Source organism: Paraburkholderia sp. GAS334 (genome assembly GCF_050436625.1).
Classification (GTDB): domain Bacteria; phylum Pseudomonadota; class Gammaproteobacteria; order Burkholderiales; family Burkholderiaceae; genus Paraburkholderia.
The window spans coordinates 1-13,585 of sequence record NZ_JBNDMO010000061.1 but is presented as its reverse complement, the minus strand read 5'-3'; the positions used below and the strand labels follow the sequence as shown (position 1 = coordinate 13,585).

Annotated in this window: 10 protein-coding genes; 7 read left to right on the top strand and 3 right to left on the bottom strand. The window is 59.4% G+C overall.

Features of this window, described 5'->3' with window-relative positions; genetic code table 11:
• Positions 1-257 precede the first annotated feature (257 nt).
• The gene (locus P3T21_RS37370; protein WP_429260880.1) at positions 258-950 is read left to right on the top strand and encodes a Crp/Fnr family transcriptional regulator; all 693 of its coding nucleotides are present in this window, start codon (positions 258-260) and stop codon (positions 948-950) included.
• Between the two features lie 60 nt (positions 951-1,010).
• Here the strand turns inward: P3T21_RS37370 and P3T21_RS37365 are convergent, their stop codons facing one another.
• Complete coding sequence (locus P3T21_RS37365) at positions 1,011-2,666, bottom strand: AMP-binding protein (RefSeq protein WP_429260879.1); 1,656 nt, start codon at positions 2,664-2,666, stop codon at positions 1,011-1,013.
• A gap of 298 nt (positions 2,667-2,964) precedes the next feature.
• Here P3T21_RS37365 and P3T21_RS37360 point away from each other — a divergent pair, with 298 nt between their 5' ends.
• From P3T21_RS37360 to P3T21_RS37345, 4 genes are all read left to right on the top strand, one after another.
• On the top strand, positions 2,965-3,690 hold the full coding sequence (locus P3T21_RS37360; RefSeq protein WP_429260878.1) for a nitroreductase: 726 nt from the start codon (positions 2,965-2,967) through the stop codon (positions 3,688-3,690).
• 88 nt (positions 3,691-3,778) lie between these two features.
• The gene (locus tag P3T21_RS37355; RefSeq protein ID WP_429260877.1) at positions 3,779-4,543 is read left to right on the top strand and encodes an SDR family NAD(P)-dependent oxidoreductase; all 765 of its coding nucleotides are present in this window, start codon (positions 3,779-3,781) and stop codon (positions 4,541-4,543) included.
• Positions 4,544-4,572: 29 nt separating this feature from the next.
• Positions 4,573-5,760, top strand: a complete 1,188-nt coding sequence (locus P3T21_RS37350; protein ID WP_429260876.1) for an acetyl-CoA C-acyltransferase — start codon at positions 4,573-4,575, stop codon at positions 5,758-5,760.
• A gap of 103 nt (positions 5,761-5,863) precedes the next feature.
• A complete protein-coding gene (locus P3T21_RS37345; protein ID WP_429260875.1) occupies positions 5,864-6,802 on the top strand; it encodes a LysR family transcriptional regulator in 939 nt (312 codons plus the stop codon).
• 336 nt (positions 6,803-7,138) lie between these two features.
• Here P3T21_RS37345 and P3T21_RS37340 read toward each other — a convergent pair whose 3' ends face one another.
• A complete protein-coding gene (locus P3T21_RS37340) occupies positions 7,139-7,843 on the bottom strand; it encodes an oxidoreductase (RefSeq protein WP_172176453.1) in 705 nt (234 codons plus the stop codon).
• A 513-nt stretch (positions 7,844-8,356) separates the two neighbouring features.
• Here P3T21_RS37340 and P3T21_RS37335 point away from each other — a divergent pair.
• Entirely contained in the window at positions 8,357-9,397 is a 1,041-nt protein-coding gene (locus tag P3T21_RS37335; RefSeq protein WP_429260874.1) for a DUF6675 family protein, read from the top strand.
• A 301-nt stretch (positions 9,398-9,698) separates the two neighbouring features.
• Positions 9,699-10,430 carry a hypothetical protein gene (locus P3T21_RS37330; RefSeq protein WP_429260873.1) on the top strand — a complete coding sequence of 244 codons (732 nt, stop codon included), beginning with the start codon at positions 9,699-9,701 and terminating at the stop codon, positions 10,428-10,430.
• Between the two features lie 327 nt (positions 10,431-10,757).
• On the opposite strand, the gene P3T21_RS37325 is transcribed toward P3T21_RS37330, so the two are convergent.
• Positions 10,758-12,728 (bottom strand): transglycosylase SLT domain-containing protein, encoded by a 1,971-nt coding sequence (locus P3T21_RS37325; RefSeq protein WP_429260872.1) that lies wholly within the window; start codon positions 12,726-12,728, stop codon positions 10,758-10,760.
• Positions 12,729-13,585: the final 857 nt, after the last annotated feature.

Genomic DNA, 13,585 nt, shown 5'->3' with positions numbered 1-13,585 from the left:
ACCCTTGCCGAGGTGCTTCCAAGCCGATATGGCGCGATCTGAAGGGTCGATTTTTTAGAACGCCATGTTCCGCATGCGTTTTCACACAGCCTCGGCCATTTACGGACGTTGGCCCACGCCATCAAATGCTCGGTCGAACGTCGGCTGCTACTCCGGACCGGACCTTCGAGCAGATATCAGCCGCTCGGGCCATTGGGCAACGTCGGTTGGCAAATGGTTAAACTAGAGCCTCCGGACCCTTCGAACCTAACTTGGCTATGCCCCTATCAGTTGAGTTGCAGTGTTTCATATCGCGCTCCGCCTGGTCGGCTAATTTGACACAGGAACAACTCGTTCGCGTCCAGAAAGATGCGTTTCAACGGTCGTATTCTGCCGGCACCCTGGTCTGTCATCGCGGAGCCCCTGCAGATCATTGGATAGGCGTGATCGAAGGGTTAGTCAAAGTCGATACGGTCTCGAAAGGTGGGCGGGCCACGACCTTCGCCGGCGTCCCGGCGGGTTCCTGGTTTGGTGAGGGAGCCCTATTGAAAGATGAGCCTCGCCCGTACTCGGTGGTAGCGCTGCGCGACAGCGAAGTCGGGTTTATTCCGCACAGCACATTTGAGTGGCTGCTTGACAATAGCCATTCGTTCAGTCGATTTGTTATCGATCAACTCAATGCACGGTGTGGATACTACGTCGGTCTGGTTGGAAACCTCCGCTTGCACAAAGCGTCTGCAAGAGTCGCTTTCTGTCTCGCTGAACTGTTCAATCCGCAACTATTTAGTGTTACGGACTTAACGTTGGGTCTTTCACAAGAAGAAATTGGACGTTTGTCCGGCCTTTCCAGACAGAACACCAACCGGGCGCTTCGCGAGCTCGCCGATTCGGGGTTTCTGATGATCGAGTATGGCTCAGTCCGCATTCTTGACCTGGCAGGGCTTCGCGAATTTGCTCACACCGAAGATTGATTCTGCAGTGGGTGAAAATCGTGTCGCAATAGTAAGCGTCGATGCACCCGCGAGACGTGACTATGCGTCAGACAGCTTCGTAATGGCTTCCCGGCTGCCAGCCTGCTCTCGAAGTCGAAATTTCTGAATTTTTCCTGTGCCTGTCTTTGGCAGTGTCCCGTACACGATCCTCACAGGACACTTGTAGTGAGCGAGCCGCTCTCGGCAGAACGTAACTAGCTCCCGTTCAGAAGGTGCATCGATACCCTGTCTCAATTCGACAAATGCGCAAGGCACTTCGCCCCACTTGTCATCGGGCTGTGCCACCACTGCCGCGATGAGGACTGCCGGGTGTTGGTGCAATACGCCCTCCACCTCTACCGATGAAATGTTCTCTCCACCCGAAATGATGACGTCTTTGGAACGATCCGTGATCTGAATGTATCCGTCCGGGTGCGCCACGGCAATATCGCCAGTGTGGAACCAGCCACCCTCGAAGGCGTTCCGGGTTGCGTCCTCGTTCTTTAGATAGCCTTTCATCATCACATTGCCGCGCAGCAGTATCTCTCCCTCGGTCTTGCCGTCCGCAGGAACTGACTCGAGCGTGGCGGAGTTCGCTACTCGCATGGCCTCAAGTCCGGAGGCCCGTTGACCTTGCCGCGCCTTCAGGCGCGCCTGCTCCTCGTTGGCCAGTGCGCGCCAGTTTGGCTGGATGAAGCAACTGACCGGCGTGCCGGAGGCTTCGGTGATGCCGTATACGTGCTCGACCTCGAATCCCAGCTTGCTTACAGATTTCAACACGGTGGCCGGCGGTGGTGAACCCGCCGTGCGCACGCGAACGGCGCGAGGCAATGGGCTGCGCTCGCTGGCAGGCGCGTCAGCCAATGCGGCCAGGACGATTGGCGCCGCGCAAAAATGATCGACGCCGTATTCGCGGATGGCTCTAAATATTCCTGCGGCATTGACTTTGCGCAGGCAGACATGGGTGCCTCCAGCTGCTGTGACTGCCCAGGCGAAGCACCATCCGTTGGCATGGAACATTGGGAGGGTCCAGAGATACACCGGCCCGCGCGGCATGCCCCAGTCAATCAACTGGAGCATGCTCATAAGCTGCACCCCACGGTGACTGACGACGACCCCTTTCGGGTCGGAAGTCGTTCCGGACGTATAGTTCAACGCGATGGCGTCCCATTCGTCCGCGGGCCACACGCCCTCGAAGTCTGGGTCGCCCTCTCCGAGCAACTGCTCATAGTCCAGCTCACCTATTGCCGATCCCGGCGGTGCTTCGAGATCGGCAATGTCAATCACGAGTGGCCTGGTGGGAACGTGCTCGAGCGCGTCCGCGGCGAGGGCCGCGAATTCACGATCGACAAAAAGAACCTTGCATTCCCCGTGAAGCAGAATGAATCGAATGCCGTCGGCATCCAGTCTGCAATTGATCGTGTTGAGCACAGCGCCACTCAGTGGCACCCCGAAATGTGCCTCCACCAGCGCGGGCGTATTAGGCGCAAGAATCGATACGGTGTCGCCGCGCGTGACACCTCTCCGGACGAGCGCACTGGCCAGCCGGCGGCAGTGGTTGCGCGTCTGCGCCCAGGTCTGGCGCATCGCGCCATGCACGATAGCGATCCGCTCCGGAAACAATTCGGCACATCGATCCAGTGAGTGCAGCGGTGTCAGCGGAACATGGTTGGCTTCGTTTCGATCGAGTCCGTGCTCGTAGATTTGGGTGGGCATGTCGTGTCTCCTCGTCTGATGTGAAAACGGTCCGGGTACAAGCGGTGCCAGGGTATGGCCTCTGAATCGGCACGCTCAAACCTTGCTGTACCACACCGAATCTAAACGTTGCGCTGGCCCGAAACTGTCCCGAACAGGACACTTCTCGGTTCGTAGAGGACGATTGGCAAGCCGATGTTGATTGTCATGTTCGAGACAACCGGTCCTTTTCTGCACCGCTAATCTTGCTCATCAGGCAGTGCTGCCGTGCAACCGAGTTGCGCGGACTTGCTGACATCGGAGACAGATGGAGTGGCAGATGAAGAGAAGTGACACACCCCCGGCAATGGATGCCGATGTGCTACGCAAGGCCCTCGAATGGGCCATCCTTTCGCGTCGCAGCATCAGGGCGTTTCTGCCCACGCCGATTCCTCGAGAGACGGTGGAATCGATACTGGACGTGGCGCGGTTCGCGGCCACGGGCGTCAACATCCAGCCTTGGCGCGTACACGTCGTCACGGGGCACGCCAAAGACCGCATCTGTGCCGCGATCCAGCGGGTTAATGAAGATTCGGCACTAGACGAGACATGCACGGACGAGTGGGACTATTACCCGCGCGAGTGGATATCGCCATACCTTGAAAGAAAGCGGACCGTGGGTTGGAAGCTATATGGGTTGCTTGGAATCGAAAAGGGCGACAAGGAGCGAATGCAGGCCCAGCACAGCCGCAACTATCAATTCTTTGACGCGCCCGTCGGCCTGTTCTTCACAATCGACCGCGTCATGCAGCAGGGTAGCCTGCTCGACTACGGCATGTTCTTGCAGAACATCATGATCGCTGCCCGCGCTCATGGCCTGAGCACATGCCCTCAAGCGGCATTTATGAAGTACCACAAGGTCATTGCCGATCAACTTCGATTGGAGACCGGTGAGAGGTTTGTTGTCGGCATGAGTCTTGGATTTGAGGATGCCTCACGCATCGAGAACAGCCTCGTCACGGAAAGAGCGGAGGTTGGCTCGTTCACCACGTTTTATTCGGAGTAGCGGCGCGCATCGGAAGCGAATCCAGACGCGAGTCAGCGGCTGCCGTACCGAATGCATCAGCGCAGCGTCACATGAAAGGAAAACGGACATGCAGATCAGAGACAACGTATTTGTAGTGACCGGGGCGGGTTCCGGCCTGGGAGCGGCCACGGCGAAGATGATCGCCGAACGTGGCGGCAAGGTGGTCCTGGCGGACGTCAACCCCGAAGCAGGTAAGGCCATCGCCGCACGGCTAGGGGCGAATGCCCGATTCGTTGTTACCGACGTCGCCAGTGAGCGCAGCGCCAGAGCAGCTTTTGCAGCGGCTCTGGAAATGGGGCTGCTCAGGGGACTCGTCAATTGCGCAGGCGTTGCTCCCGCCGAAAAGGTCATTGGCCGTGAAGGAGCCCACAAGCTGGATTCGTTCGCGCGGACGATCAATATCAACCTGGTAGGCAGTTTCAACATGATCCGCATTGCGGCGGAGATGATGAGCGCCTGCACGCCAGAGACCTCCGGTGAGCGCGGCATCATCATCTGCACAGCCTCTGTGGCCGCGTTTGAGGGACAGGTCGGGCAGGCGGCCTACGCTGCTTCCAAAGGCGGCGTCGTCGCAATGACGTTGCCACTCGCGCGGGAACTCTCCCGCTACGGCATCCGGGTCATGACAGTTGCGCCAGGCATCATGGAAACCCCAATGCTGCTCGGCATGCCCGCTGAAGTCCAGGAGGCGCTGGGCAAAACGGTGCCGTTTCCAGCCCGAATGGGCAAGCCAGCGGAATACGCCGCTCTGGTGGAGCACATCCTCTTGAACGAATACCTGAACGGCGAGGTCATTCGCCTCGACGGCGCCATCCGTATGGCCGCCAAATAAACCGCAACCATCTTTTCAGCGAATAAACCATGTCCAAAGATCCCGTAGTTATCGTGTCTGTCGCCCGTACCCCTATTGGCAGCTTCCAGGGGGATCTCTCCAGCTGCACAGCGCCGCAGCTCGGCGCCGTTGCCGTAAAAGCCGCTATCCAGCGAGCCAGCGTTAGCGCCGACAAGGTGCAGGAACTCATCTTCGGATGTGTGCTGCCTGCCGGCCTCGGCCAAGCCCCGGCGCGCCAGGTGGCAATCACCGCCGGACTGCCCTTGTCGGTGGGCTGCTCCACTGTCAACAAAGTGTGCGGTTCCGGCATGAAAGCCACCATGCTGGCCCATGATCTACTCATGGCCAACAGCAACGAGGTCATTGTCGCGGGCGGCATGGAGTCCATGACTAACGCTCCATACTTCATCCCGAAGGCGCGCGGCGGTTTCCGCCTGGGTCACGGACAGATCCTCGACCATATGTCCTTCGACGGCCTGGAAGACGCTTATTTCGATAAGGGCCGTCCCATGGGGACCTTCGCTGAAGAGTGCGCAGAGGCTTACGGCTTCTCCCGAGGCGATCAGGATGCCTATGCAATTAAATCCACCACCCGTGCCCAGACCGCTATTCGGTCCGGGGCCCTCGCATGGGAAGTCGCCCCCGTGATGACCTCCAGCAAAAAAGGCGAAGTCCTCGTGGAGCACGACGAGCAACCGTCCAGGGCCAAACTCGACAAGATCGGTAGCTTGAAACCCGCGTTCAAGACCGGTGGCACGGTGACTGCGGCCAACTCCAGTTCGATTTCCGACGGTGCCGCCGCACTGGTGCTGATGCGTCGTTCAAGCGCCGACAGACTTGGGATCAAGCCTCTGGCCGCTATTGTCGGGCACGCCACCCACGCTCAAGAGCCGAGACTGTTTACCACCGCGCCCGCGGGCGCGATGGAGAAACTGTTGTCCAGGATCGGATGGACGACGTCCAGCGTAGATTTGTGGGAAATCAACGAGGCGTTTGCGGTCGCTGTCATGGCCGCCATGCGGGACATGGCTCTCGATCACGACAAGGTCAACATACACGGCGGCGCCTGCGCCCTCGGTCACCCTATCGGCGCTTCCGGAGCGCGCATTCTGGTCACCTTGCTTGCAGCCCTCAGATTGACGGGCGGACGCCGCGGAATTGCCAGCCTTTGCATCGGCGGTGGCGAAGCCACTGCCATGGCCATCGAGATGATTTAACGTAAGCGCCGGTCGGCCGGCGCACACTGTTGCGCCTGCAAAGGGATGTAGCGATACGCCATTTATCGCGCTTCGCCGTTTCGACTCGCATCTGGAGCTCTGCATGGACATACTTCAAAGCATGCGCATCTTTGTGCGCGTCGTCGAAGCCGGGAGCTTCACCGCGGCGGCGAACGGCATGGACATCACACCTGGCCAGGTCTCACGCGCCGTTTCGGATCTGGAGGGACATCTTCGAACCCGACTGCTCAACAGAACCACACGACGCATCGCGCTGACCGAAGCCGGTGAGCGATATTACGAGCATTGCATGCAGATCCTCGCCCTGATCGAAGAGGCTGAGGCGGAAGCGGGTGACGCACATGCGCGTCCGTTTGGGAAACTAAGGGTACGCACTCCCGTCGGGTTTGGACAGCACTACCTCATCAAGGCGATCGGCGCGTATCAAAAGCTATATCCGGAAGTGAAAGTCCGGCTGACGCTCGCCAATAGCATGCCGGATTTCATCGAAGACGGCTGCGACGTTGCAATTGTCGGGGCGTTGGCATTATCGGATTCAGAGCTCATTTCACAGAAAGTCGGTAGTGCATTCAGCATTGTTTGCGCATCACGTACTTACATCGAGGCCCGTGGCGTTCCGCACACGCCAGACGACCTCGAAGCGCATTTGTGCATCCACCTGAACACACCCGAGTTTCCAATGAACGTGTGGACCTTCGATGGGCCAAACGGAATGGAGTCCGTTCGATTCCGGCCAGCCTTGCTGGAAGTCAATACACCGGAGGCTCTTGCCACTGGAGTACGGGAAGGACTAGGAATCGGCCTGATTCCGATCTACTCGGCGATCAGCGGATTGCGCAACGGTGAACTTGCCTGGGTACTACCCGAATACAGGTCGCAGGAGATGGGGCTGTACGCGATGTATCCATCGCGACAATACGTTGACGCGAAGATTCGCACCTGGGTGGATTATCTGAGGGATACGATGCCGGCCATACTGGCGGCTGATCAGGAAGCCGCTTGCAGATTTACTCAGCGTTGATTGACTTCATGCATGTTCCTCCTCGATCTCTCAGGATACCGGTCATTCAGCAGTGATATGGCGGGGGACTCGAGTGGCCGTAAAGGCACCGATCGCTCGCCGGCCAGGTTGATTGATCGAATGGCGGTTGCACCCTTCGAAGCAGCCATCGCGATGGCGCGATCTCGAACGGCTGTTCAGGGTCGCCACCGGTCAGATGCGCATGACGTCAGCCCACAGTTCTAGAACCGTCCAAGCGGCTCACGAGTATTCCACAGCCCCAGATAGGCGTGAGCGGGCGGGACCGACGAGCGATTGTGCATCAGCTGCGGAAAGCGCGCCTCAGTTACCGTGCCGTCACACTGCCGCTGACCATGCCTTTTGGTCGCCAAGGGCGATTTTATGAACGTTCGCTGCATACACCCATTCGCGGGCTTGGCGCTCTATGAGATCCATGAAAGCAGGGGGGCCGCTGCAGTAAATCTGTGTGTTGGCATGAGTTGGACTCATTGCGTGGGAACTCTTCTGCGCGAATAGATCATCGGACAGGCCGAAATGGTGATAGACCTCACCGTGACTTCGAAGCGCGTCAAATTCTTCTCGAAGAACTGCGCGGTCGGCCGATCGGGCGAAGTTGTGCACCTCGAACCTTTGACCCGCCGATGCAAGCCGCTTCGCGATTCCCGCGATCGATGCTGCGCCTATTCCGCCAGCAAAAAGGATGGATCGCGCACGATCGTCCAAAATTGTCGGCGGGCTTTTGGGGGTGCCGACATACACTTCGTCTCGTTCATTCAACGGAAACTTGGATAGCAGACTATCCGTTCTGCCATCACCTTCTTGTCTCATGCCTACCACGTAACCATCGGACAGGGACGAAACGCCGAGCAAAGGATAAATTCTTTGCTTGTCGCCAGCGCTATTCAGAAAGAGAGTGACGCACGACCCGTCGTTAAACGGCGGAAGCGCCGATTTGGACATCGTTCGAAGTTCAACGGCATGGTACCCCTTAGCAATTTGCCATTTCCGGCCCACGATGACGGGAATCAGGTTGTCGCGCATGTCTTCTCCAATAGGACCTGCTTCACAGGTGGAACTCTAGCCGATACCGCGTAAGGGACGAAGAGGGGAGCCGGGTTGTAGCGAATCCGCAGTGATGATCGGGCGTCGAAACCCGCGTGGTTAAAGGCGTTGAGCGATTAGTGCAAGGATGGTATTTTCAGAACGTACTTTTTGATTATCGATTACATCACGTTGACGATATTTGGCATAGCATAGTAAATGCATTTGGGAACGGTATGTCCATCGAGGCTGACAAGGCAATGCTGCTGCTTTCACACCGATCCATGCACGATCGCTAATGCACACGATAAGAAACTTCAACTTTATCTTGTGGGCGAAGAAGGCACTATAGCTTCCCGTCCGCTTTACAAGGCCTGTCGACCCGCAACGAGGCGTCACGTTCGACCACTGCAGACAGGCGAGCGAGGAATCGTTTTCGCGGTCGTCAATAGATGAAGACAGTTGTATCCTTGGCAAGGCTGCCCACGCATCGCGCACGTCAGAGCGGATTTCATGCACAAGCTCACGACTCGGCTCTGCCGCGAGAACCCAGCGGTGGTTATCGAGGACCTGAACGTCAAAGGGATGCCGGCGAACGAACGACTTGCCGGGGCGATCTCGGATGTAGGCTTTGGGATCTTTCGCCCCTTGATGCGCCGCTACGTCGCGCTGAGGTATTTCAACATCGGAGCCGCATCGATTCGTCAAGTTCCTGACCGAGCCGCTGCTGGGAGGCAAGCCCAGATGAACGTTGCGCGTCTTCGCGGTTCGTATTGCCTGAAGGCAGCCGCCCGCTGCGCGCCGCTGGCGGCTGCCGCCGGCTTCGCCGTGGCAACCCCGTTGCCAACGCCGCCGTGCGGGACACCGCCGGTGCCGGCCTACGCGTCGCTGGGCGTGCAACCAGCAATGGCGATCCTGGGCGCCGAGGAGCTCGATGCGAGTGTGTGGCGGCCGTCCTCGTGTACCGGATGGCCTGCCGCGTCCCGCTCCCGGGTTGTCGTCGCGGTCGCAGGGCTGGTCCACGTCGCTGGCGGTCCCGAGACGCTGTTGGCACGTGCCGGGGCGGTCTCCACCCTGCGCAGCATGCGCTACTGGTCCACAACCGACAAGACGTGGCGTCCCTTGTTCCTGGATGCCGCAGCGCTGGCCGGACCCGCCGAGGGCGGGGACCGGCGGGGTGATTTCCGTCCGTCTGAACTGCAAGCCGGTCGAACCTTGTACTTCTGGGTGCGCGACAGCCGCTCCGGCCCCCTGGTGTACCGGATGCGGGTGCTGGAGCACAGCCCGCAGCGGATGGCGCTGGCCGAGGAAAATGTGTCGCCGGTCCGTGCCTTCGGACTGACACTGTTTCAGCCGGCTGCGCTGCAGACGGTGGTGTTCGCACAGCGCCAGACGAACGACGTATGGGGCCTGTATATTCTCGCGCGCATCGACCGGCAAGCCAGCAGTTTCATTGCGAGCGGGCACGAGGCCTCTACGGCGAACCGGGCGCTGGCACTGTTCCGGTACCTGGCCGGCGTCCCGACCGACGCGGAACCACCGGCCGTGCGATGACTTGGGTCGTGACGCAACAGGCCCCTCGTCGATGCGTCAAACGCCTGCTGCGGCGCTCTCGCGCGCTTTCCTGCAGTGCGCGGTCGTGGCCGTGGCCGCGGTGTACGGTCTCACATTTCCCCGCGTTGTTCGTCTGCGTCGAAAACTGTCAGTAGCTCACAATAATCCTCGCTTGTGCGAACTCATTTTCTCCCACCCATTTTCTGACCAGGGGCTACGGAATTCCCACGTCCGACTACGAGCAGTTCGCGCTAATGGGGCGTATCGGCCGCTGCTCTCTACGTACGGCAGCACCCGGCCGATGCTGTTGAAAAAGTCGCCGACCGTCTCTCGCGCAAGGTACCGCCAGTTAATATTAACCAGCATCCTTCTCGGTCTTTCGGCCTCTGCCTTCGCCCAGAGTGCAAATTCCCCCGTCTATCCACCTGGCACATCGGCCCTGGGATTAACGTATGGCGAATGGTCTGCAACCTGGTGGCAATGGCTGCTTGCGATACCGTCCGCAACCAACCCGGAGAATCAACCAACAGGGGCGGTTGACTGCAGTATCAATCAGGCGGGATCAGTATGGTTCCTTGCAGGCAGCGCTTCAAATAAAGCCGTCACCCTGACGTGCTCAAATCATATTCCCTCAACAGCGTCCATTCTTTTTCCGCTCATCAACGTTGAGTGTTCAACCCAGGACCTGCCGCCGTTTCACTGCACGGACGCAGCATCATGCCGCAAATGCAGCGCGACTACTGCAGACGGCATCAGCCCAACCAGCCTGCACGTAACGGTTGACGGCAACGACGTACTGAACGGTGCACAGGGTTTCCGTGCGCTGTCGCCGTTCTTCAATTTCACGGTTCCTGCAGATAACATCCTTGGATCGGGCGCTGGACCCGGCATGTCGATCAGCGATGGGTACTGGGTGATGCTCAAACCGCTGTCGCCCGGTCAGCACACGATCAGATTTGGTGGTAGCTTTGTACGCGGTCCGGGAACTGGTTTCATGGTGGACACGACGTACGTCGTCACTGTGTCGCAGTGATTGAAGCCCCGCCCGCTCAGGGCGGGATGCAAGTCATGATTTCAAAGGATCCTTCGTCAGTTTTGGTTGGCGTGGCTCCGATTCGATGACTGAACTCGTCGTACGCGGATGCCCTCCACAATCTGGCAATACTGCTCGAAAGACATGGCGACTCCTAGGGCTTAGTCCGTCATTTGAACGCAGATCGCCGGCTGACTACCTAAACGGCGCAGAAGATGGTTCCGTGTTGAGAGGTCATCCAGAGATAGAAGGATCGTTATACAGTGTCGCGTATGCAGCCGCACTTACTGCACCCGAGCGATCCGCGGATCAGCGTTGCGGACGATATCATCGGGGCTCGATTTGGCCAAGCCGCTCCGTCAGCGATTGCGGGTGGCCATCAAACAGCGCCGCGTAGTAAACCGTGTTCGACAATACATTCTTGACGTAGTCGCGGGTTTCGTTAAACGGAATTGTCTCCGCGAAAATCGCGCCTTCCACCGGTCGCGGCAGGTTGGCCTGCCACTTACGCGGGCGCCCAGGGCCGGCGTTGTAGCCGGCGGTCGCGAGCACGGCAGAACGGTCAAGCTGGTTGTAAATCATCGATAGATAGTACGTGCCAAGCAGGATGTTCGTGTCGATGTCGTTCATCCTGGCCCGCGAGATCGTACCGAGCCCGATCTTCCTCGCGACCATCTCAGCGGTGTTCGGCATCACCTGCATCAGGCCGCCCGCGCCAACCTCCGAGCGCGCATTGATAATGAAGCGCGACTCCTGGCGAATGAGGCCATACGCCCATCCTACGTCGAACCCGGTGGACCGCGTATCGCGCTCGACAATCGTGCGGAATGGCGCCAGGTAGCGCAGCGAAAAATCATGTTCCGTCTGCGTCCTGTCGGCAGTGCTCACAGCCCGGTCATAAAGCTCGATGCGACGCGCGTACTCGGCGACTGCGAGCAGTTGTCGGTCAGTCATGCCGCGCAGCTGCCAGTTCCACTCACGGTTGCCTTCCGTACGCAGGTGCAGCGCGTAAAAGCGTTCTGCCAGCTCGAAGCCTGGTGTCCGGCCAGCCCGCTCAACTTCTTCGTCGGTCACCTTGGTCTGCGGCGGGATCACGATCTGCCGGCCGAGCGCCTCGGAGGCCAACTGGCCATAGAAGGTGTAGTTACCCGCGATCGTTCGGAATTCCTGGTCGGCTGCCGCCACCTCGCTGCTCTGCTTCAACGCGCGCGCGTACCAGTAGACCCATGCTGGCTGTGCGCGCAGCGCGGCCGGCATCTGCTCGATCGACCAGCGCACCATTGTCCAATCCCCGGCCAGCAGCGCGCTGCGCGTGCGCCACTCGTAGGCCTGACTCGACAGGGGCGCGTTCGCCGACAGCCGGTACCAGTTCACCGCGCCCGGTAGCTGCCTGAGCACCGCCTGATAGGCGATCGTGCCCCAACCGATAGCCCGTTCTGCCAGGGTGAGCGACGGTGCGATTACGGTGAAGGTGGCCTCGGCGGCCTCCGGATCGCCGACCGCCAACTGTGTGATGGCGAGCAGCGCGAGTTGATGGGACGCTGCGTCCAGCTGGATGCCTTTCGCAAGCAACAGGCGTGGCTGGTTCGTCGCCTGCTCGAGGAGCAGCTGATCCGGGCGCGCCGCGCCCAGCGCATCGACCAGTCTGCCGCCCGTCGTCCTCGCGCCCTGTTCATAGGCCTGGCGAATCAGCTGCCACCCATCGTCCGGAGTGAACTGCTGGTTACGGTCGAGCGCGGTGATCAGATCGACGCAGCCGTCACCGTACCAGTTCGGCTCGACGAGCAGCGCCCGCGCCGCGTCGGCCACATTTTCGCCTCGCGTGGCACGGGACTCGAGCGCATAGCACTTCACCTGCGTGTCGTCGTCCAGGACGAACTTTGAATATTGCGAATCGAAATCGTGCCAGTCGTGGCGCGCCCCGAGCACGCGAAGGTAGTCGTTGCGCAGACGGTCGGCAATCGCCTGTCCGTCGTAGCGTTGCAGAAATGACAGCACCGGTGCGTCCGGCGCGTCGAGATTCGCATGCCCCGCGCCGTTGAACAGACGCGGCTTGATCTGGAAATAGCTGAGATAAGCCGGCGCCGGATAATTCGGAATCAAGCTTGCCAGGTGCGCTGCGCGCGCGGGATCGTTGTCGCGTGCAGCGTCATGCAACTTGATGAAAATCTGATCGTCGGCGGATAACGACGTGAACGGGGTGGGATGTCTGGCTAGCACCGTGCCAGACATGACCAATGTCACGGCGGCAAGGGCAAGGCCGACCGTGCGAGACACCCGGTGAAGTCGTGTGGACATCGCTGTTTTCTCGTTGTTTCAGTGCAGAACATTGAACCAAAGCTTAGGCCGCTACCCGGCGAAGCGAAGCTTCGAAAAGCACAGGACTCAACCCGCAATTCAGCTCTTTGCGAGCCGGATGCCTGGGCCACATCGGCGCTTGCGTGTCCGCTGTTTCGTAGCGTGGGCCGGGAGCTGGATTCGGCAATGCGATCCAGAAGGTCTTGAACGCGGCGTTGGTCGTTCTGGCCGGGATGCTCGCTTCTGGGTGGTTTTGGAGCGGAGGGTCGTCAAAGAGCAGCGAGGACTAAATGAAGCGGGCACCCACCTGGGTGGAGATTCCTCCGCTTATGTCGAGAAAGACTCTTGACTGACCAGCGCGGCTAGAGCTCACGAGTGCTGCGAGTGAGGTGGTTGTTGGACCCAACCACGGTAGCCAGGCAGCGAGCGCGGGGGGCACGGCCGAGACCTTGGCTAGTCGGATGGAAGTCGAGATCGACGAACGTGGCCGAGTTTGTGATCTACATCGTCAAAGGCCCGTGACGTTCGAAGCAAATCTTTATACGACCGCTTTGCGCGCTGCGTCAGTATTTAACGGAGCACGGTAGTCTGCGACGATAGACGGCCAATTGCAGCAGTTCGCTCTCGTCGGTGCGTGGTCATTCGACCGGCGATTCAGCTTTGGTAAGAGACATTGAGACGGCCGACCGTCGAGCGGCAGAGAAGGGTCGACAGGCGTCGCCGCTCGGCCCAGAAGTAGCATTGTCGCGATGACTCACGAAGCCGTGAAGGTGTTTGAGGAGAACAGAGCCCCAACGCATATTTGAGACACGCGTCCAAGCCCTCATCGGGACCAGTAGAAATCCACGGGGATAAGC